Below are 20,541 nucleotides of genomic sequence, written 5' to 3' on the forward strand. Positions count from 1 at the left end.
GCAAGACCTGCGACATCAAGGACCCGAACCAGAACATCAACTGGGTACCGCCCCAAGGCGGCGAAGGCCCGGTCTATCCGAACATGTGATGGGCCGCAAAGCGCCTTGGTGTTGATAGAGATCTGGCGCTGACTATCGGGGCGATGCGCGGTTGCGCAGCCGTTTGATGCAGTAACTGATCGCTCTGCCTATCAGTCGTCCGGCAAAGACGCACAGGGTCACGGTTGTCAGCGGCAGCAGCCCGAAGGTGAGCATGGAGAAAATCAGAAACCATTCGAGTGAGCCCCCGACGCTGGGGTCGACTCTCGAGTAATAGGAATTAATTAGTATAATCGAAATTATAATGCCGAATATCCCGACGATGTCACCGCAAATTGACAAGACCGATCGTCGATTGACCAGGTTGGACCACACAAAAATTGCGACCAACATTGGGATATAGTGAATCGCAATAACAAATTCGCGAGAGATCATATTAGGGGTCCAAGAAATAGGTCTATTTTCTCTATCGCCCGGAATGATTGCAGAGAATATCTGGTGAAAAGTAAATCCAGATCTGCTGGAACGCCTGCGCGTAATGGTCGTCCGCCGCTAGGCACGATCAAGCGCCTGACGAAAAGTGGCTATTCTGGCATGGGCCGCAAATTGCGGCCCAGCGAGCGATTAGAAAATGTGCCGTATGTGATGTCGACAGGTCTTTTCTATTCCGTCCATACCCTGTCGACGAAATCGGCGATCAACGGCGCGATTTCGGGCAAAAATTCTTCCAGGGCGAAGTGGCCCGTATCGAAGAGATGCAGTTCAGCCTCGGGCACATCACCCAGAAATGCCCGCGCGCCGGGCTCGGTGAAAAAGGGATCGTTGCGTCCCCAGGTGATGAGCACTGGCGGGCGATCGCGCCGGAGCCAGGTCTGCCACTCGGCATAGCGCGCAAGGTTGCTCTTGTAGTCGAAGAACAGGTCGTGCTGCGGCTGGCGTCGTTCCGGAAGATCGAGGAAATGCTGGTCCATCGTCCAGCCGTCGGGAGCGACCCGCTCGGGATCGCTCGTGCCGCCTTCGTACTGGGCGCGCGTCATCTGCAGCGTCAGCAGTTGCTCGATCTTTTCGCCGGCATCCGGATCGTCCGGCGTCAGTGCGATGAAACTCCGGGCGGCCTCCGACAGACCTTCGTGATAGGCGTTGCCGTTCTGCACGATCAGGCCGGCAATCAGTTCCGGCCGGCGCGCGGCCAGCCGGAAGCCCACAGGCGCCCCGAAGTCGAAGACGTAAAGCAGGAGGCGCTCGATCTTCAGGGCGTCGACAAACCCCTCCATGAGATCCGCCAGCCGGTCGAAGCTGTAGGTGAAGTTGCCACCCGACGAGGTGGACGCCGGCGCGTCGCTATGGCCGAAGCCGGGATAATCGGGCGCGACCAATCGGTAGTCGCTGCCGAGCGCGTCCATCAGTCGGCGATATTGGTGGGACGAGGATGGAAAGCCGTGCAGCAACAGGATGGTCGGCGTGTCGGTGCCCGCGTCATGCGGCACGCTCTCCCGATAAAACAGGCGGATCCCATCGATTTCGATGAAACGGTGGCGGATGACCGGAATGCGGAGAGCAGGCATGTAACACTCCTCTTAGCGATACTTATGCATTAGAATTGCACTCGCTTGCCTAATGTGTCAATTGTAAAAATAGGTGTTAGAAAGGAGGTCGACATGGAGGTGACGCCGTTCGTGGGAGAGCCCTTGGCCCTCGATCTCGTGAACACACGGCCCCGGGTCTCGGCAGGGGCCGTCGATCTGATCGCCGATGGCAAAGGGCTCCGGGCTTGGCTGGAACTGGAAAAGGACCGTCTGTCCGAGGTGAACCCGAGCGACCTCGTTTCGATCTCTGTCAAGGATCTGGGGCATATCCACGCCGTTCGCGACAGTCTGGCGATGGCGCTCGATCACCGGATGCGCGGGCTTGGTCTGCCCGCTGCAGCGGTCGAAGGGCTGAACGCGGCGATGCGCGCCGCGCCTGCGGTTCAACGACTTGAATGGGGCGATCCGCCCTTGCTCAAAAGTCAGAGAGAAGGGTCTGCGGCGGTGCGCCTAGCGGCCTTCCTTGCGCAGGACGCAGCGGAGCTGTTGGCTGGGCCGGGAGGCCAGCAGATCCGCAAATGCGAGGCCGAGGATTGCGTCATGCTGTTTGTCGGCAACAATGCCCGGCGGCGCTGGTGCTCGGCGGCGCGCTGCGGAAACCGGGTGCGCGTGTCGCGCTATTACCGGCGCAGCAAAACGTCCTGACGCGCACTTCGACGATGCGCAAATATTAGGAAAGGCACTCGTTGACGCAAATGGGAAAGTCCTTGCCGGAAAAGCCCGTTAGCTTTCATGGTGTCATCGGCTTGACGCCGACGGATCTGCAGGCCGTTCGGTCCCTGTTGTCTTGAGTTGGACCGAGCCCTGTGACGCTGTCGATCCCCGCGGTGAGATCGGCAGTGCGACGGGATGCACCGCCAAAACAAGGGAACGGAAATGAAGAAGCTTCTTGCAACGACTTGCCTGGCCGCAGGCCTCCTCGGCCTCGCCGGCGCAGCTTCGGCCGCCGAATGCGGCGACGTGACGATCGCCAACATGAACTGGCAGAGCGCCGAGGTGCTGGCGAGTGTCGACAAGATCATCCTGACGGAAGGCTACGGCTGCAATGCCGAACTGGTGGTCGGCGACACCGTGCCGACGATCACCTCGATGATCGAAAAGGGACAGCCGGATGTCGCACCGGAAGGCTGGGTCGACCTGCTTCCAGACGTCGTCAATCGCGGCCTTGAGGAAGGCAAGCTCGTCGGCGCGGCGATCGCGCTCTCCGATGGCGCCGTGCAGGGCTGGTGGGTGCCGAAATACATCGTCGACGCCAATCCCGACATCAAGACGATCGATGACGCCCTGAAGCACAAGGAACTGTTCCCGGATCCGGAAGATGCCAGCAAGGGCGCCGTCTTCAACGGCCCGCAGGGCTGGGGCGGCACGGTCGTGACGACGCAGCTCTACAAGGCCTATGGCGGCGAAGCGGCTGGCTTCACGCTGGTCGATACCGGTTCGGCCGCAGGCCTCGATGGCTCGATCGCCAAGGCTTATGAGCGCAAGCAGGGCTGGGTCGGCTACTACTGGGCGCCGACGGCTCTTCTCGGCAAGTACGAGATGGTGAAGCTCGAACATGGCGTGGCCGCCGATGCGGCCGAATGGAAGCGCTGCAACACGGTCGCCGACTGCCCGGATCCGAAGAAGAACGACTGGCCGAAGGACAAGGTCCAGACGCTCGTGACCAAGGGCTTCGCCGATCGTGCTGGCCCGGCGATGGACTATCTCAACAAGCGCGCCTGGACCAACGATACGGTCAACAAGCTGATGGCCTGGATGACCGACAACCAGGCGAGCGGCGAGGAGGGCGCCAAGCACTTCCTGCAGGAAAACCCCGATATCTGGACCCCGTGGGTTTCGCCCGAGGTTGTCGAAAAGGTGAAGGCCGCGCTCTGATCGCGACGGTCATAGCCAGCGGGCGGCGCAGTAATATGCGCCGCCTCTTCGTTCGAGGTCCGGCAAAGGCAAAACAACAATCGCGGCCGGCGAAATCTGAAGGGGAAATGGAATGGACTGGTTGACCCAGTTTCCACACATGGATGACGAGAGCCTGAGAGCCCTGAAAAAGGCGATCGACGAGGGATTTCGCGGCTTCACGCGCGCCTATGGCGACGCGATCGAAGGCTTCTTCGAGCCCTTGCAGTTCTTTCTCATCCAGTCGGAGCGCTTCATGACGAAGACGCCCTGGCCGATCATTCTGATCTTGATCGCTTTCATCGCGTGGGTGGCAAGCCGCAACTGGAAGATCGTCGCCGGCTGCATCGGCACGCTGCTTTTGATCGGCTACTTCGACATGTGGGACGACACGATGAAGACGGTCTCGATGATCTTCGTCTGTACCGTGCTGTCGATCGCCATCGGCATCCCGATCGGCATCGTCATGTCCCGTTCGGACCGGTTCCAGAACATCGTCAACCCGATCCTCGACGTCATGCAGACGATGCCGAGTTTCGTCTATCTGATCCCCGTCGTGATGCTGCTCGGCATCGGCAAGGTGCCGGGGCTGATTGCCGTTGTCATTTACGCGATCCCGCCGATGATTCGCCTGACGAACCTTGGCATTCGCCTCGTCGACAAGGACGTGCTGGAGGCGGCAGATGCCTTCGGTTCGTCGGGGTGGCAAAAGCTCAAGAACGTGCAGATGCCGCTCGCCTTGCCGACGATCATGGCCGGCATCAACCAGACGATCATGATGGCGCTGGCCATGGTGGTCATCGCCTCGATGATCGGCGTTCAAGGCCTCGGCCAGCCGGTGCTGAAGGCGATTGCCAACCAGTACTTCACGCTCGGCATCTTCAACGGGATGGCGATCGTCGGCATTGCCATCATCTTTGACCGCGTCAGCCAGGCCTATGGCCATCGGCTGCAGAAGCATCGCGAAATCATCCACGGCTGAGCCTTGGCGATCGGAAGAAAAAGGAAGGCCCCGGACGCGAAGAGCGCCGGGGCCTTTGTCATTTCGGGAAACTCAGCTGCGGGCGGAGAGGATGCCGGTCGAAAGTGCGACGCCGGTTGCGGTGACGACGGCGGCGAGGATCTCGAAGGGGCCGATCTGTTCGCCGAGCAGGATGGCGCCGCCGATCATCGCCAGAACCGGTGTCAGCGCCGTGAAGGCGGCCGCCTGCGTGCCGCCGAGGCTCTTCACGGCAAAGCCGTAGGCTACCATGGCGACGAGGCCGGACAGGATGCCCTGGCTGGTGACCTGCAGTGCGATCTCCTGGAGCGGGACGTTGGCGAGGGTGGTTCCGAAGCAGGCGGCGAGTCCCAGATGGATCAAGAACGACCAGATGGCGATCAGGGCGCTTCCCTGCAGCGGGCTGAGGCCGGAGCGGCGAAAGGCATGGGTATAGATCGCCCAGAGGGTGGCAGCCGCCGGCAGCAGCGCGTATCCGCTCCAGCCGGTCGCTGCCGCGCTGCCGAGGCTGCGCGTCAGGAGGATGGCGACGCCGGCAAGGATCGCGGTAAAGCCGAGCACGCGCATCCGGTCCGGCCGCTCGCCAAAGACCGTGATGCCGATGAGGGCGGTCGCAAGCGGCATCGAACCGCCGAGCAGAACGCCGACCGAGGAGGCTGGAACGGAGTGGATCGCAAAGGCGGAGACCTGAAAGAACAGGGCGCCTGAGCCGGCGATCATGAGAACCAGCAACAGGACCGGCAGCTTGCGCGGCAGCAGCCCGGTCTTCAGCCAGACCGGGGCAAGCAGCAGCGCCGGCACGCCGTAGCGGATCAGGCCGAGATCGATCGTGCCAAACGCGGTGCCGGCGGAATGGCGGGTCGCCAGTATCCAGCCCGCCCAGATGAGGACGGTTATGAACGCACCGGCATAGCCGGTGGCGACAGGCGTCGTATTGCCGCGATCGAGAGCGAGCGCAACCATTTGAATTTCCTTCCCGAATTGGATACCTGAGAGGCTTTGGGGTCTGGAAGGAACATTACGCCCTGACAGCGGGGCATGTCCTTGCGATTTGTGCCCGAAATAGACTACTGTCAGCAACAATGTGCCAATAACAACATCTGAAGTTTGTAAAAATGCCAAGCCTCGATAAATTCGATCTCGCCATCCTTAGGATACTTCAGGAGGACGCGCGCGCAACGAACGTCGAGATTGCCGAGAAGGTCAATCTTTCGCCGTCGCCCTGCCTGCGGCGCATCCGCAACCTGGAAAAATCCGGCATTCTGCGCGGCTACAGGGCCGACATCGATCGCAAGGAAGCCGGTCTCGGGCTGACGGTCTTCGTCGAAATCAAGGTCGGGCGCCATAGCCGCGAGAGCGCACAGCAGCAACAGGAGGCGCTGCTCGCCATCCCCGAGGTGGTGTCCTGCTTTCTGATCTCCGGCAATGCCGATTTCCTCGCCGAGGTCGTCGTCGAGGATCTGCCCGCCTACGAGAAGCTCCTGACCGAGACGTTGCTGGCCTTGCCCGGCGTCACCGACATCCGGTCCAATTTCGCGATCCGCTCGATCAAGACAGGCGGGCCGCTGAAGTTGCCGGAGCCGGGCTAATCGCTGCGCTGCCGTGACACTTCGCTTCTGTTGTGCCGGCCGTGATGGAGCGCGTGAAGGGTCCTGCGCTCCCGTTAAGTTTCGGTAAGGTTCTGGAATTGGCCGCAATCGCGCTTATCTGATCGCGGTGAGCCGCATTGCCGCGGCAATGGAGCCGACGAGCCGTTCATGAAAATCAAGGCAATCTTCAATCGCGACGGCGGAACGTTCCGCACGACGGACATGGCCGCCTATGGCCAGAAGGTCGAGGAAGTCTTCCAGGCCGCGGGCCACCAGATCGAGATTGCGGCGGTTTCCGGAAGCGAAATGCAAGAGGCGTTGGAGCGGACCTGCCGCCGAGACGACCTCGATGCCATTCTCGCCGGTGGAGGCGACGGCACGATCTCGGCCGCCGCCGGCGTCGCCTGGAAGAACCGAATGCCGCTCGGCGTCGTTCCCGCCGGAACGATGAACCTCTTTGCCCGCACGCTGAAACTGCCGCTCGATATCTGGAAAGTGCCGGAAGTGCTGGCAAATGGCGTAATCATCGACGGTGACATTGGCAGCGCCGATGGCCGCGCCTTCGTGCACCAGTTCTCCATGGGACTGCATGCCCGCATGGTGCGCTACCGTGAATCCTACAGCTTTCGCTCAAGGGCGGGAAAGATCGCGGCCAGCACCCGCGCCGCGGTCGGGGTGATTCTCAACCCTCCGGATTTCGAGATCGAGTTCGATGTCGACGGTCACAAGGAAAGCCGCCATGTGTCTGCGGTCTCGGTCTCCAACAATCCCTTCGGCCGCGATACCCTGATGTATGCGGACGACGTGACTGCCGGTCATCTCGGCTTTTACACGGCGCCGCCCTTAAGCCCGCCGGGTGTCGCCAAGCTCGCACTCGATGTGATGCGTGGAAAATTTCGCGACAGCCCGCTGATCACGGCCATGAACGGCCACGCGCTCGATCTGCATTTCCCGAAGGTCGAGCGCAAGATCAACTGCGTCATCGACGGTGAGCTTCTGCCCATGGGCCGAGACGTCGCGCTTCGCATTCACCCCGGCGAGCTCAAGCTGCTCGTCGGCGCGGATCGCGACGGATCGTCGATCCAGAAATAGCCGAAACTGTAGCGATCCTCGAGCTTGCCGTGCAGATAGGGCAAAGCGAGTTGCTGCGGCTGTATTTGCGCTTCCGGCACGCCGAAGGATTTGAGGACATCGACGAGTGGCGCCGGTGGCGCTGCATCGGCCTTGCCGCCATTGGTCCAGACGACAAGAAGCGGCCCGGCCAGCTGATCGATCGCCGGGCTGCTGTTGTTGCCGGGCACGTAAACCTTGGCGCCGTGGAGGCGTGTTCGCAGGTTGCCGGCCACCTGCTTGTTGGTGGCCAAAACCATCGTCGGTTCGCGTCCATGCTGCTGAACGACGGTGTCGACGAGGGTGCTGTAGGGAATGCTCAATCTCGAAACCTTGCCGAACCAGGGCCGGACGACGGCGCGGGTCGACACCACGACCAGCGTCGTCACGATGACGAAGCCGATAAGGAGGGCGACGGGCCGGACGCTGCGTGTGGTATCGACGCCGGACGCCTCGACCTTCAGAGCCAGATAGAGCGGCAGCAGGGCGAGGAAGAGGACCAGCCACTTTTCCCGCATATGGGTGGCGCCGGCAACCAGCATGATGACGAGAACGGCGCCGAGACAGAGGACCAGCATGCGCCCGACGACCCGGGCCCAGAGGCTGTCGGCGCGCCAGATCGCAGGCAGGTCCTTGCGAAACACGAGGGCGAAGACGACGAGGATGATGCCTGAACCGCGAAGCGTCGAGGCAACGAGCGCGACAATCGCCTTGAACGCCTTCGACACGAAACCGGCTTCCTGCCCCGTTCCCATTTCCTTGAAGGTGTTGCTCGACGCGGCGCCGATATTTTGCACGACCCAGTAGCCGTGCGGCAGGGCAATCAGCGCGCAGACCGCAATTGCGACAAGGATGCGCCAGTCGAATAGCCGGGCGCGAAGTTTCGGCTCAGGCAGGATCGCGACGATCGCGGCCACCGGAACGATCACGAAATTGTACTTTGAAATCACGCCGATCCCGACGGCGACGCCTGTCAGAGCATAGGCGAAGAGGGTCGGTCGGTTCATCGTCCGCAGGAATGCGTAGAGGAACAGCGAAACGGCAAATAGCGCGGCGACCGTGTGCGAGAGGTCACGCTGGGCAAGCAGGAAGATCGGCGGGAGCGCGAGGACGCCCATTGTCGCAATGGCTGCGAGGCGCCGGTCGCCGACGACCTCACGGGACGCGAGGCCGAAGAAGAGACAACTGAGGAACAGCAGACCGTTCTTGAGCACGGTCATCGTGGCCACCGACGGGCCAAACAGCGAGGTCAGCCCGTATTGCAGCCAGTTGTAGAAAGGCGGTTGCGAACCGTAGCCGAGCATCAGGAACTGCGAGACATAGGCCTGCTCGGATTCGTCGATCTCGAGCGACGTCGAGGCGGAAAGCCTGAGTGCGATGCACAGCAGGAAGTAGCCCGCGATCAGCGCAAGGACCAGGTTTGGCCGGCGGTTGACGGCCTCAAGCATCTGTCTGGTCCCGCACGAAGACCTGCCGGACGATATAGCTCGTCGTGCCGTCGTCGCTGAAATAGGTGCGCGCCATCATCTCCGCTAGAATGCCTGTGGTGATGAGCTGCACCGACGAGAGGAACAACATCACCCCGACGATCAGCATCGGCCGGGTTCCGATATCGTTGCCGAGCACGAACTTGTCGAAGCCGAGATAGAGCAGGATCAGGCCGCTGAGTGCGCCCGCCGCAAGCCCAATCGAACCGAAGAAGTGTCCCGGGCGCGCCTTGTAGCGCATGAAGAACAGCACCGACAGGAGATCGAGAATCACCCGGAAGGTTCTGGAGATCCCGTATTTGGACTGGCCATGCTGCCGCGCGTGGTGGGTTACGGGCAATTCGCCGATGCGGCTGCTCGGCACGACGCCTGCGACCCAGGCGGGGATAAAGCGGTGCATTTCGCCCATCAGCTTCACCTGCTTGATGATCGACGCGCGATAGACCTTCAGGCTGCAGCCATAGTCGTGAAGCCGGACGCCGGTGATCTTGCCGATCAGCCGATTGGCGCACCAGGACGGGATTTTCCGAAGGAACAGGCCATCCTGTCGGTTCTTTCGCCAGCCGACGAGCAGGTCGAGCTGACGCTCCTCGATCGCGGTGACCATCTCGGGAATATCGGCAGGGTCGTTCTGCAGGTCGCCGTCGAGCGTGGCGATCAGGCGGCCGGCGGCAGCGTCGATGCCGGCCTGCATGGCTGCCGTCTGTCCGAAGTTCTTCTGCAGCTCAACGATCTTGAGGTCGATGCCGGGATCGGAAAGCGCCTTTCTTGCATTCACGAGCGTTCGATCGGTGCTGCCGTCGTCGACGAGGATCAGTTCCCAAGGGGTCGGAAAATTCGTCAGTGCATCGCGGACCCGCGTAATCAGCGGCTGAATGCTGTCTTCTTCGTTGAATACGGGAATGACGACGGATAGCTCTATGGAATGCATGGGAACCGCTCATACATACGGCGCTCGCGCTGCCGCAAGAATTGGACTGTGCTTACATAAACATTTTCTTGCACAGATATCGGTGATAACCAACGTTCAATCTTGCCCTTCAACACGGGAAATCGAGGCCTGATGACATCGGATTGCGAGCCTGACCGGCGATCCTGGCTCGTCCGCAACCGGATGACATTGCTGTCGGCGGGCGCCATTGCAGCCTACGCGGCCTTCGTCGAATGGTTCTGGGGCTGGCCGGCGCTCTTGCGTCAGTGGTCCGAAATCGGCCTTGGTGCCGCGTCTGCGGCCCTCTTGCTCCTCATCGCGACCTACTTCATCCGCTGCTATCGCATCTACGATTACTTCCCGAACGAAACGTCGGGGCGCTTCCTGCCGCTCTTTCGCGTCACCCAGGTCCACAATCTCCTGAACATCATGCTGCCGTTTCGGGCCGGCGAGACCAGCTTTCCGTTGCTGATGCGTTCGGAGTTTTCCGTCCCGCTCGCCAGGGGCACGGCCGCCCTTCTGGTCATGCGCCTGCTCGACCTGCATGCGCTCCTGGTCGTTGCCGTCGTCGGCTTGGTCTTCGGCAGAGGGTCGGTCGCGCTCTGGCTCGTCTGGTTTGCAGCGCTCGTCTCGCCGTTTCTCTTTTTTCTCTTGAAGGACCATGCGATCGCGCTGGCGCGCCGGCTTCTGCCGGCAAAGCTTGAGCCGGTCGTCGAGGAATTGGAGGCGGGCCTGCCGGGCACCGTGGCTGCATTCCTTCGCGCCTGGGGCATGACCATCCTCAACTGGGCGGTCAAGGTGATCGTGCTCGCCTGGGTGCTGGCGTTCATGGGCGTTGCGCCGATTGCGGCCAGTTTTGGCGGCGCGCTCGGAGGCGAGCTCTCGTCGGTGCTGCCGATGCATGCGCCGGCCGGCGTCGGCACCTATCCGGCGGCGATTGCGGCCGGCGCCGTTTCCTTCGGCGCCCCCGCCGGTCGGGCGGGCCTTGACCTGCTGGCGACTGCCGGCGTCAACGCGCATCTTCTGATTATCGTGTCCGCGGTCGCGGGCACGCTGTTGTCGATGGTTCTGGGAAAACGTCGCTAGAGCGTCATGCCGTGGGGGCAATGTTCTGGCGACGTTCCGGCCTCTACTGGAACGAGGTTTCGTAGAAGCTTCTGAGCTTGCGGGAATGCAGCTTTTCCGGTGGCATCGCCGCGAGCTTCTGCAGCGCCAGGATGCCGATCTTCAAATGCTGGCTGACCTGCGTCTTGTAGAAGGCCGTCGCCATGCCCGGCAGCTTCAATTCGCCGTGCAGCGGCTTGTCGGAAACGCACAGCAGCGTTCCATAGGGCACGCGGAAGCGGAAACCGTTGGCGGCGATCGTTGCCGATTCCATGTCGAGCGCAATGGCGCGCGCCTGCGACAGCCGCTTGACCGGGCCGCGCTGGTCGCGAAGCTCCCAGTTGCGGTTGTCGATGGTGGCGACGGTTCCCGTGCGCATGATCTGCTTGAGATCGTAGTCGCGATAACCGGTCACTTCCGCCACGGCGTCCTGCAACGCCACTTGCACTTCTGCAAGCGCCGGCAGCGGGATCCAGACCGGCAGGTCGTCGTCGAGCACGTGATCCTCACGCATATAGGCATGGGCAAGCACGTAGTCGCCGAGCCGCTGGCTGTTGCGCAAGCCGGCGCAGTGGCCGAGCATCAGCCAAACGTGCGGGCGCAGCACGGCGATATGGTCGGTGATCGTCTTGGCGTTGGACGGACCGACGCCGATATTGACCATCGTGATGCCGCCGTGGCCCTTCTTCTTCAGGTGATAGGCCGGCATCTGCGGCAACCGGGGGAGGGTGAAGTCCGTCTCCGGCTTGCTGGCACCGGCAGGTGTCACGATGTTGCCGGGCTCGACGAAGGCGGTGTAGCCGTTGCCGCCTTCTGCCATCTGCTGCCGGGCCCAGGCGCAGAACTCGTCGACGTAGAACTGGTAGTTGGTGAAAAGCACGAAGTTCTGGAAGTGATTGGCGCTCGTTGCCGTGTAGTGGCTGAGCCGCGCCAGCGAATAGTCGATACGCTGCGCGGTGAACGGCGCGAGCGGTGACGGCTCGCCCGGACCCGGCTCGTAGGAGCCGTTGGCGATTTCGTCGTCCGTGGTCGTCAGGTCGGGTGCATCGAACAGGTCGCGCAAGGGGATGTCGATGGCGTTGGCGGCCGATGCCTCGACATAGGCGCTTTCGCCGAAGGCGAAATGCAGCGGGATCGGAGTGGCCGATTCCGAAACGGTGACGCCGAGACCATGATTGCGGGTCAGCAGCCCGAGTTGCTCTTTCAGATAGTGCCGGAAGAGTTTTGGCCGGGTGATCGTCGTCGTATAAACGCCGGGCGCACTGACATAACCATAGGAAAGACGGGAATCGACATGGCCAAAGCTGCTCGTCTCGATGCTGACCTGCGGGTAGCAGGCGCGATAACGGGTCAGCGGCTTGCCGCCCTTGCCCAGCTCCTCGAACGCGTCGCAGAGGAACCGGGTATTGCGTTCGTAAAGCGCCTCGAGGCAATCGACGGCGGCCGCGGGATCATCGAAGTACTGCGGCTCGAAAGGCTCGGGCGTTGCTGTGGAAAGGACGGAGTGTGCAGAGATTCGCTTGTTCATGTCGCATTATAGGCTGCGGCTTCTGACAAGCAAACGACAAGATGGCGGCACCCACAACCGCGAGGCGACTTGGGGTTCGTCGCTCAACGCGGTCCGGCGAGGATGATCGCACTGCCGATCAGCGCGACCGCCATGCCGGTGAGATCCCAGCGGTCCGGCCTGACACCTTCCGCCAGCCAGAGCCAGAGCAGCGACGCGGCGATATAGACGCCGCCATAGGCCGCATAGGCGCGGCCGGCAGCCTCGCTGTCGATCAATGTGAGCAGCCAGGCAAAGAGCGCCAGCGACACCATGCCGGGAGCGAGCCAGAGGGCAGACTTGTCGAGCTTCAGCCATGCCCAGAAGGCAAAGCAGCCGGCGATTTCGGCAAGGGCGGCGAGGGCGTAGATGAGATAGGCGGGCATCGGTTCGGGTCTGGTGGCCTTGGCTGTGACGAATCCTCTGGAGACCCAAGGATAGGTAAGCGGCGCGCGGATGCGCAAGTCGGCCAAAACAAAAGGGCGCGATGCGCGCCCTTTACAGCTCGTGGTTCCGATCCATAGCGTTCCGTCAGGTCATGGCCTGGCGCTGCAGGGTGACGAAGAGGACAAGGCCCGCGCCCTGCTTGCCGATGCCGGTACCGCTGGCCTTGGAATAGGCGAGCGCCCCGACCGGCGCCATCAGCAGGCTTGCGAGCGCCAGGACGCGCAGCGACAGAAAGGCCGAAGTCGAAAGTGCTGCCAGCATGTTCGTCTCTCCATCAGACCACGAAGTGATCGGTTTCGGTTGGGGCTCTGGAACTTAGCCCGCCTGGCTGCGTTAGAGCTTGGCCTGGCAGTACTGTGCCGTGTGAACGGTGCAATCGGTCAGCGAACCGAGATAGGTATTGCTGCGGCGACGTTCGGTGTCAGCGCTGACCGCGGCGGCAAGAGAGACAGCGAAAACGACCATCAGAAGGCTGATGATGGTGAGGCGCCGAGCGAGGATATCCATGGTTCTGTCCGTTGTCTGGAGGCAGGTTCAAATCGATTGAGTGTGTTTTCGCATACCCAAACTGAATTGATGCTGAGATGTCCGTTCATCTGGCGTTCATCTTCGGTTGCACTTCCATGGAACCAAGAGGTGGCCGACCCCGGCGCCGGTGCCCGGGAGAAACGGGCGGCTAGCCTCCGGTCATTTCAAAACACCCCTTGAAGGCGCTGGCGACAAGCCGCTCGGTCCGTCCTTTGCGCGCATGAAAAAAGGGCAGCCATCGGCTACCCTTTCATCGTCTTCGTCATGACTGCGATTTCTGCCGCGCGCTCTGTTCTATTAGAGACGGGTCCAGGTCTGCGATTTGCACAGCACCTTCAGCACGCAGCCCTTCATCTTCAGCGAATTGCCGTTAACCGCGCCGGAACCGCTATAGGTCTTGTCGGTATCCGGATCGGTGATTTCGCCCGAATAGCTGCCGTCGGCGCCCGAAAGATTGCCGATGCGCTTGCCGGCGTGCTTGCCGGTCTTCAGCGTGATGCAGAAAGCGCCGCCGCAAGGGGCGATTTCCGCCGTGGCGCCGCTCGCCGTCTTCCAGTTGCCTAAGATCGGTTCCGCCGCCGTGGCCGTTCCGGCAATGCTGAGAGCCAGCGTCGCGGCGATGAGCAATGTGCGTAGCATTCGTGTCCTCCAGATCGAGCCTGCCGGCGTGGTCCGCTCCGCCGACAGCCCTAGATGTCCTCGTATGAAAAGGCAGTCTCCTCACCGCCGCGGGCAAAGATAGCTTACGCGCACGTAAAGGTAAACAAGCCGAATCGCGGCTTTCGCCGCTTTTTCCTGGACGGTTTTAAGCGCTTCTTGCGCAAGGAATTGCGCAGACTTCGCGGGCGCCGATCTTTTCGTGGTTAGCGTTTGGTTGAAATCGCCGATTGAATTTTTCGTAAATTTTGAGGCGAATGCGCCGGATTTCCGGCCTTCCGATGTTTAACAAAAACTCAAGTTTACCAAGCGTTTGAACTTTGTTTGTCGCAAATTAAGCATGCATTTTAAGCGCCCATTGAAACCCGTAAGGCATAGTGAAGCCATAAGACGAGCGGAACGAAACGCTCCGAAAAACCACCGAGGACGACACCGCAAAAAGACGGAGCGCTTCGGAAAGGCCCGCAAAGAGGCAAGGTCGAACAGGGACCAAAACAAGTGCTGATCTGGAGCATGGTCCGCCCCAAACGGGCGGGCCGCTTCGGAAAAACCAACCAGGCAAGACAGGGACACGACAATGGCACGCTTTGATATGCAGATTGCTTCGGATGCCGCGATGGGTGGTGACAACCAGGCGGAAACCTTTTGCGACATGGGTCTGGCCTATGCGACCGGCCACGGACGCCCGGTCGATCTCGTCGCCGCCCACAAGTGGCTGAACATCGCGGCGATCAAGGGGTGCGACCGCGCCGTCGATCTGCGCGCGGACCTGGCTATGACGATGAGCAAGCCGGATCTCGCAGCAGCACTGCGCGCCGCTCGCGAATGGATGACGGTCCACTGATCGGACAGGCGGCGCCGCAAGCTGGGCCTTGAGACAAGGCGTCAGGCGAGTTTCTTCAAAACCGCGGGCATGGCCGCTTCGAGCAGGGCCATCTCCGTCTCTGGTCCGGTGCTGATCCGGATGCAGCGATTGAGCGGCGCGACCCCGGGCATCCTTATGAAGATGCCGTGGTCGCTCATCAAGGTATCGACGATCGCGCGGGCATAGACCGCGTCCCTGCCGCAATCGACAGCCACGAAGTTGGTGGCCGAGACGAGCGGCGCAAGGCCATTTCGCGTGGCGATGGCGGCGATACGCTGCCGCGACTCTGCAATCTTGGTCGTCACTTCCTTCAGATACGCCTGGTCCGCAAGCGCTGCGATCGCCGCGGCGACGCCGATCCGGTTCATGCCGAAATGGTTGCGGATCTTGTCGAAAGCCTGGGCCGTGCCCGGAGTGCTGATCACATAGCCGACGCGCGAACCCGCAAGCCCGTAGGCCTTCGAGAACGTGCGCGTGCGCACCACGTTCGGCATGTCGATCAGGGCGTCGATCGGCGGCAGCGCATCGGCCGGCGCGGTTTCGCAATAGGCTTCATCCAGAATGAAGAGCGTCGTCTCGGGCAAGGCCCTAGCAAATTCAACAATGCGTTCGGCCGACCACCAGCTTCCCATCGGATTGTCGGGATTGGCGAAATAGACGAGCGGCGCATTTTCCTGCTTCACAGCTGCCAGCAATCCGTCGAGGTCTTCCCGGTCGCTCGCATAGGGCATGGTGACGAGCCGGCCGCCATGGCCGACGACGTGGTAGTTGAAGGTGGGGTAGGCGCCAAGCGAGGTGACGACCGGCATGCTCGGCTCGATCACCATGCGGACGATCTGGCCGAGCAGTCCGTCGATGCCTTCGCCGATCGCGAGATTGGCCGGGCTGGTTCCGAGATGGGCTGCAAGCGCCTGCTTCAGATCGTGATTCTCAGGGTCGGCATATTTCCAGGTCCCGCTCGCCGCTTCCCGCATCGCCGACAGCACGCTCTCGGCCGGACCGAAGCCGCTTTCGTTGGCGCCGATGCGCGCCGCGATCGCGCGCCCGCGCTGGCGTTCGATCGCCTCCGGCCCGACGAAGGGGATGGTGGATGGAAGGGATTGGATGAGCGGCGTGAAGCGAGAGAATGCGGACATGCTGAAGATAAGGCCCCGTTCGAATGAAGTAACGGAGAACTTATCGCATGCTTCGTCAAAGCGGAATCGCTGCCGAAAGAAAAGCTGCCGGAATCCGCGGCCTTTCGCCTTGCAGTCGGCGTCGGCCTATCGCCGCGGCTTGGCGTTCTTCACTTGCCCGGTGAAGAATTCCTGTCGGATGATTTCGCGCAGCAAGGTCTGCTCGATCGGCTTGATGAACTGCACGCCGATGCGCTCGCCGTTCCGATAGACCTCGGCGCAGCCGATCCGAAGCGACGTGCCGACGATGTGCAGATAATAGTGTTGCGGCAGGCCGATATTGGTGTCGACGGCAAAGCTGGCGCCGCCGCGCGATATGTCGATCATCCGGCAGGAGCGGACCGAGACGCTTCCGAGCCCCGGCTGCACGGCAGTCAATGTGCCCGCATGGCCGATGGAGAAACGCTCGTAGCGCCGCTCGTAAAAAGGCGAGGGGACGCAGGAATACATCGTCTGGTTCTGCATGCGTCTGTCTCCGCCAGTGCCGGGTCGGACGGCGCGATCAACCTCTGACCGCATGCCAAGACCCCGGACAATTCATTTGTCCCACATCATATCGGTGGGCGATTTCCACCGATGCTAGAATCAGTTTTGCAGAAGAAACTTGCAATCCCCTGAAATCGATCACTAAAAATCTAATGTCAGCGTTGCCTGGATTGGAGGTTCAAAGACCGCCGCTCGAAAACTGGATGCGGATCAGGCGTCTCAGGAAGTCGGCCGAAAGCAGCATGTTGAACCGCACCCCGAGTTCCGTACCTTCGCGATGGACCTGCGAACACCCGATTTCCTCTTTGAACCCCTCTATCTCGAGGAAAAAGTGTTTCGGTATCAGGATCGCCGCGTTGAAATCCAACATTGCGCCGGCAACCGAGATATGGCGCAGCAGGCATTGGTACTTGGTCTTGGCCTTCAGGTGCTGGCCGATGACGAGGATCCGGCACGGCCGCTCGATGAAATAATGCTGATGGGTCGTAGAGAGCTGGCCGGGCTTCCCCTCGGCGACATGCATTTTCATCGACATTGCAAGCTCCGTATCAGCGCAGCCCTCGGCGGATCTGTGGTGCTCTAGAAGGACTCGCCGTTTCGCCACCGTGATTGAGCTAAGCGTGCCGACTTGCTTAGACCTTGTGCCATCGGCAGGCATCAGCGCTAAAATATGGCGTGCGCCGACATTGAAAGCCCCAACCTCATACGTAATACTTTCGTCAGGCAAGACCGGGAGCGCCGATGGCAGCTTCCGAGGGCAATCGGGCGAGGCGTCGTCTGTCGTTGAAGCCGGGCAAGGCGGAAAACGATGGTCGGTGCCGGAGGGAATAGCATGGCCTTGGGGCTTTCGCGGCGGTGGCTGCCGCTTTCGATCATCTGTGTGGCGCTGTTCGTGTCGATGCCCGCCGGAGCGTGGGCGGCAAAGCGCGTCGCGCTGCTGATCGGCAATGAGAAATATGCAGCGACGTCGCCGCTGAACAATCCCGCCAACGACGTCGAGCTGATGAAGGCTTCCTTCGAGGACGCCGGATTTGATTCGGTGACGACGGTTCACGACGTTGGTCGCCAGGACATGGTCAAGGCGCTGCGCGACTTCGAGGATCTCGCGACCGGTGCCGAAGTTGCGATCGTCTATTATTCCGGCCATGGCATGGAAATGAACGGCGAGAACTTCCTGCTTCCCGTCGACGTGCAACTGAAGACTGACAAGGATGTCGAGGACGAGGCGATCGACCTCGACCGGGTTCAGCGCTCGCTCGAAGGGGCAACCAAGCTCAAGCTTGTGATCCTCGACGCCTGTCGCAACAATCCCTTCGAGCAGAGCATGACGCGCTCGATCTCGACCAGGGCCGTTTCGCGTGGACTGGCGCGCGTCGAGCCCGAATCGGCCGATCTTCTCGTTGCGTTTGCTTCCAAGGCCGGCACGGTCGCGCTCGACGGGGAGGGCAAGAACAGCCCTTTCGCCACGGCACTCGCCAAATATCTGACCGAGCCGGGTGTCGATGTCCGCATTGCGCTCGGCAAGGTGCGCGACGAGGTGGTTTCGGTGACAAATCGCGGCCAGGAGCCTTTCGTCTACGGCTCGCTCGGTGGCGCCCAGATTTTTCTCAACATCAAAGAAGTGAACATCACCGTCACCAACAATGGCGGACAGCTGTCGCCGAACAGCCAATCGGAAGCGGCTGCCGACTGGCAAAACATCCGTGATCTCGCCGACAAGGACCTGCTGACCGCCTTTCTGGCCAAGCATGGCTCGGACCCGGTCTATAAGATGCTCGCCGAAAAGAAACTGAAGCTCTTGAGCGAAGCCGAGCAGACATCGAGCGTGACGCCGGACGAGATTGCATGGGAAGCCTTGAAGCAGTCGACCGATGCGGCGGCGCTGACGCGCTTCATCGAGCGCTACCCTGACAGCCAACACAAGGCAGAGGCCGAGCAGCAGATTGCAGCCCTCGAGCCGCAGAAGGGCCTCAATGTTTCGCCGACCGGCAAGGACACCCAGGCTTCGCGCGATTGCTATCTGCTTGCCGGCGAGCCCCAGTCGATGCCCGGTTTCCTCGGGGTCAATTTCCTGAAACTCGATGCCGAGCGGGCGCTCACCGCTTGCGCCCAGGCCGTCAACGAGAACCCTGACGATATGATGCTCGTCAATATGTTGGGTCGCGCGCAGGACGCCGGGCGCAACTATGTCGAGGCGCGGCGCAACTACCGCAAGGCCGCCGACGGCGGCAACATGTATGCCTTGACCAATCTCGCCTGGTTTTCGGTGTACGGGACCGATGGGCCGGTGGATGTCGACGAGGGCAAGCGCATGTTCGACCAGGCGGCCCGAGCCGGCAATGCTTATGGCCAGGCTTCGCTCGGCTGGCTCTATCGCGAGGGCTATGGCGGCATCGCACAGGACTATGCGGAAGCCGCCCGGTGGTATGAACTGGCCGCCAATCAGGGATACGCCAATGCCATGGCGACGATGGGCTGGTTCTACCGCGAGGGCCTTGGCCTGCCGAAAGACCTCGGACAATCGCTCGCCTGGTACAAGAAAGCAGCCGAAAGTGGCGACGCCAACGCGATGTCGTCGCTCGGCTGGGCCTATCAGAATGGGCTGGGAACCGAGCAGAGCTACCCGGATGCCAAGGTCTGGTACGAGAAGGCGGCCAATGTGGGCGATTCCTATTCCATGGCGCTGCTCGGCTGGTTCTACGATATCGGCAACGGTGTCGCGCAGGACTATGTGCAGGCCCGCACCTGGTACGAGATGGCGGCCAACGCCGGTAGCGCCTATGCGATGGGCAACCTCAGTCGCCTCTATGATTATGGCCTTGGCACCAAGGCGGACGCGAAGGAGGCGGTTCGCTGGGCAGCGGCCAGCGTCGAGGGTGGGGATCCGGCCAAGCTCGATGAACTGAAGAACCAGCCCAACAACTTCACACCGGCCTTCCGCAAGGAAATGCAGAGCCTCTTGAAGGACCGTGGGTATTATGGTGGCCCGGTCGACGGCGAGTTTGGTGCTGCGACTCAACAGGCAATCGAACGGCTCGCGCGCAAATCGTAAGGAGCACACGACTGCGCCGACACGGAATCACATTGCCGCGTACACCGGCCTTGCCCGGGAAGATGAGGGCGAACACAACGCGGTGCGGCCGGACTTGCCGATCGGCCCACACGAAAATGCGAGGTTTTCCCGGAAACCGACAAAAAAATCTTGCATTGGCCGCGGACTGACACTAGTCAGGCGCTAACGGAGAGGTGGCCGAGTGGTCGAAGGCGCTCCCCTGCTAAGGGAGTATACCGGAAACGGTATCGAGGGTTCGAATCCCTTCTTCTCCGCCACTATCCCAAGCAGCCCATACCCTTTGCGCTCTGCCGCTTCGAGCAAGCATATGGTTTCGGCTATCTCTCGCAGAATTTCACTCGTCGTGGTTCATTGGTCGTGGCGGCAATTCGCTGTAGTCGCTCGCGCATTTTTGATGCTGCGCGGTGCTGGCGTTCACAGCGTCCAGAATCACTTGTGCAGGGCGTTTCGCGAATCTCTGCGTTGATTCTGCCGATTCCTCAGCCCTCCATCCTTTCTTCACGAAGCGCTTTTTTAGAGCGAATGCTGTTTTAGGCATTCTGCGGGTCATCTGAATCGAAGTTCGCGTCCAGCTTTTCCCCTGTTTTAGGCGGGTTTCTGCCTCTTTCTGAAACAGGCGACCTCCGTCTTCCCTATGCTAACCCCCCGTCAGCAAAGGGTTTTCTTAATGCTTTGTTAATTTTCTTCGGGGGTCTGCGGCGATTTTGTGTCGTTTCAGCAACAGGGCTCGGCGAAGGGCGATGCAAAGGAGGTGAACTCGCCAGTTGGACGTTGCGCCGATGATCCGGTCTTGTATTTTCAACTCCGGAAGCAAGGGCGGTTGATCGTCCGACTTCTTGAACGTTGGGGATGGGGCAGGGAAAGCTGTCCTTCAGCAAAATACCCAGACCCGTTTGAAACTTTTGACTGGAGGTCAGAAATGAACATCAAGAGCCTTCTTCTCGGCTCCGCTGCAGCTCTCGCAGCAGTTTCCGGCGCACAGGCAGCCGACGCAATCGTCGCAGCCGAGCCGGAGCCCATGGAAT

The 20,541-nt window shown here is 61.2% G+C and carries 21 protein-coding genes, 1 tRNA gene and 1 pseudogene; 11 read left to right on the plus strand and 12 right to left on the minus strand.

Annotated features, from left to right (window positions below; genetic code table 11):
* Positions 1–89, plus strand: an 89-nt coding sequence (locus tag L981_RS33565) for a 4Fe-4S dicluster domain-containing protein (protein ID WP_156133942.1), incomplete at its 5' end; no start/stop codon positions are given.
* A 612-nt stretch (positions 90–701) separates the two neighbouring features.
* On the opposite strand, the gene L981_RS01705 is transcribed toward L981_RS33565, so the two are convergent.
* Entirely contained in the window at positions 702–1,604 is a 903-nt protein-coding gene (locus tag L981_RS01705; protein ID WP_043611177.1) for an alpha/beta fold hydrolase, read from the minus strand.
* A 93-nt stretch (positions 1,605–1,697) separates the two neighbouring features.
* On the opposite strand from L981_RS01705, the gene L981_RS01710 reads away from it, so the two are divergent.
* The 3 genes from L981_RS01710 (at position 1,698) to L981_RS01720 (ending at position 4,500) form a co-directional block, all read left to right on the plus strand.
* Positions 1,698–2,270, plus strand: a complete 573-nt coding sequence (locus tag L981_RS01710) for an ABATE domain-containing protein (protein WP_043611178.1) — start codon at positions 1,698–1,700, stop codon at positions 2,268–2,270.
* Positions 2,271–2,501: 231 nt separating this feature from the next.
* Positions 2,502–3,500, plus strand: a complete 999-nt coding sequence (locus tag L981_RS01715) for an ABC transporter substrate-binding protein (RefSeq protein ID WP_043611198.1) — start codon at positions 2,502–2,504, stop codon at positions 3,498–3,500.
* A 112-nt stretch (positions 3,501–3,612) separates the two neighbouring features.
* Positions 3,613–4,500: a proline/glycine betaine ABC transporter permease gene (locus L981_RS01720; RefSeq protein ID WP_043611179.1), complete on the plus strand. Its 888-nt coding sequence runs from the start codon at positions 3,613–3,615 to the stop codon at positions 4,498–4,500.
* A 72-nt stretch (positions 4,501–4,572) separates the two neighbouring features.
* Here L981_RS01720 and L981_RS01725 read toward each other — a convergent pair whose 3' ends face one another.
* On the minus strand, positions 4,573–5,481 hold the full coding sequence (locus L981_RS01725; RefSeq protein ID WP_043611180.1) for a DMT family transporter: 909 nt from the start codon (positions 5,479–5,481) through the stop codon (positions 4,573–4,575).
* A 152-nt stretch (positions 5,482–5,633) separates the two neighbouring features.
* Between L981_RS01725 and L981_RS01730 the strand changes: the two genes are divergently transcribed.
* Both L981_RS01730 and L981_RS01735 read left to right on the plus strand, forming a co-directional pair.
* Positions 5,634–6,107, plus strand: coding sequence for an Lrp/AsnC family transcriptional regulator (locus L981_RS01730; RefSeq protein WP_043611181.1), 474 nt, complete (start codon positions 5,634–5,636; stop codon positions 6,105–6,107).
* 168 nt (positions 6,108–6,275) lie between these two features.
* Positions 6,276–7,199, plus strand: coding sequence for a diacylglycerol kinase family protein (locus L981_RS01735; RefSeq protein WP_043611182.1), 924 nt, complete (start codon positions 6,276–6,278; stop codon positions 7,197–7,199).
* Here L981_RS01735 and L981_RS01740 read toward each other — a convergent pair.
* Together L981_RS01740 and L981_RS01745 are read right to left on the minus strand one after the other, a co-directional pair.
* Positions 7,136–8,665: a glycosyltransferase family 39 protein gene (locus L981_RS01740; RefSeq protein ID WP_052201532.1), complete on the minus strand. Its 1,530-nt coding sequence runs from the start codon at positions 8,663–8,665 to the stop codon at positions 7,136–7,138. The two genes, L981_RS01735 and L981_RS01740, sit on opposite strands and share 64 nt — an antisense overlap.
* Entirely contained in the window at positions 8,658–9,635 is a 978-nt protein-coding gene (locus tag L981_RS01745) for a glycosyltransferase family 2 protein (RefSeq protein ID WP_052201533.1), read from the minus strand. Before L981_RS01745 ends, L981_RS01740 begins: the two co-directional genes overlap by 8 nt.
* Positions 9,636–9,767: 132 nt before the next feature.
* Here L981_RS01745 and L981_RS01750 point away from each other — a divergent pair, with 132 nt between their 5' ends.
* Positions 9,768–10,721 (plus strand): lysylphosphatidylglycerol synthase domain-containing protein, encoded by a 954-nt coding sequence (locus L981_RS01750; protein WP_043611183.1) that lies wholly within the window; start codon positions 9,768–9,770, stop codon positions 10,719–10,721.
* A gap of 43 nt (positions 10,722–10,764) precedes the next feature.
* Here L981_RS01750 and L981_RS01755 read toward each other — a convergent pair whose 3' ends face one another.
* The 5 genes from L981_RS01755 to L981_RS01775 form a co-directional block, all read right to left on the minus strand.
* Positions 10,765–12,267: an AMP nucleosidase gene (locus tag L981_RS01755; RefSeq protein WP_043611184.1), complete on the minus strand. Its 1,503-nt coding sequence runs from the start codon at positions 12,265–12,267 to the stop codon at positions 10,765–10,767.
* Positions 12,268–12,350: 83 nt separating this feature from the next.
* Entirely contained in the window at positions 12,351–12,671 is a 321-nt protein-coding gene (locus tag L981_RS01760; RefSeq protein ID WP_043611185.1) for a YnfA family protein, read from the minus strand.
* A gap of 145 nt (positions 12,672–12,816) precedes the next feature.
* Complete coding sequence (locus L981_RS34340; protein ID WP_162251053.1) at positions 12,817–12,993, minus strand: hypothetical protein; 177 nt, start codon at positions 12,991–12,993, stop codon at positions 12,817–12,819.
* A gap of 72 nt (positions 12,994–13,065) precedes the next feature.
* Positions 13,066–13,239: a hypothetical protein gene (locus L981_RS34345; RefSeq protein WP_043611187.1), complete on the minus strand. Its 174-nt coding sequence runs from the start codon at positions 13,237–13,239 to the stop codon at positions 13,066–13,068.
* Positions 13,240–13,557: 318 nt separating this feature from the next.
* Positions 13,558–13,899: a DUF2147 domain-containing protein gene (locus L981_RS01775; RefSeq protein WP_043611191.1), complete on the minus strand. Its 342-nt coding sequence runs from the start codon at positions 13,897–13,899 to the stop codon at positions 13,558–13,560.
* A 595-nt stretch (positions 13,900–14,494) separates the two neighbouring features.
* Between L981_RS01775 and L981_RS01780 the strand changes: the two genes are divergently transcribed.
* Entirely contained in the window at positions 14,495–14,761 is a 267-nt protein-coding gene (locus L981_RS01780) for a sel1 repeat family protein (RefSeq protein WP_043611192.1), read from the plus strand.
* A gap of 41 nt (positions 14,762–14,802) precedes the next feature.
* Here L981_RS01780 and L981_RS01785 read toward each other — a convergent pair whose 3' ends face one another.
* From L981_RS01785 to L981_RS01795, 3 genes are all read right to left on the minus strand, one after another.
* Positions 14,803–15,918, minus strand: a complete 1,116-nt coding sequence (locus L981_RS01785; protein WP_043611193.1) for a pyridoxal phosphate-dependent aminotransferase — start codon at positions 15,916–15,918, stop codon at positions 14,803–14,805.
* A gap of 126 nt (positions 15,919–16,044) precedes the next feature.
* Entirely contained in the window at positions 16,045–16,422 is a 378-nt protein-coding gene (locus L981_RS01790) for a PilZ domain-containing protein (protein ID WP_043611195.1), read from the minus strand.
* A 199-nt stretch (positions 16,423–16,621) separates the two neighbouring features.
* Positions 16,622–16,978: a hypothetical protein gene (locus L981_RS01795; RefSeq protein ID WP_043611196.1), complete on the minus strand. Its 357-nt coding sequence runs from the start codon at positions 16,976–16,978 to the stop codon at positions 16,622–16,624.
* 297 nt (positions 16,979–17,275) lie between these two features.
* Here L981_RS01795 and L981_RS33170 point away from each other — a divergent pair, with 297 nt between their 5' ends.
* From L981_RS33170 to L981_RS35930, 3 genes and pseudogenes are all read left to right on the plus strand, one after another.
* Entirely contained in the window at positions 17,276–19,495 is a 2,220-nt protein-coding gene (locus tag L981_RS33170) for a caspase family protein (RefSeq protein ID WP_052201534.1), read from the plus strand.
* Positions 19,496–19,683: 188 nt separating this feature from the next.
* Positions 19,684–19,773: transfer RNA gene (locus L981_RS01805), tRNA-Ser, on the plus strand.
* A 662-nt stretch (positions 19,774–20,435) separates the two neighbouring features.
* Positions 20,436–20,541 (plus strand): annotated as a pseudogene (locus L981_RS35930) (porin); the annotation flags it as partial.

Source organism: Ensifer sp. ZNC0028, assembly GCF_000799055.1.
GTDB lineage: Bacteria > Pseudomonadota > Alphaproteobacteria > Rhizobiales > Rhizobiaceae > Ensifer.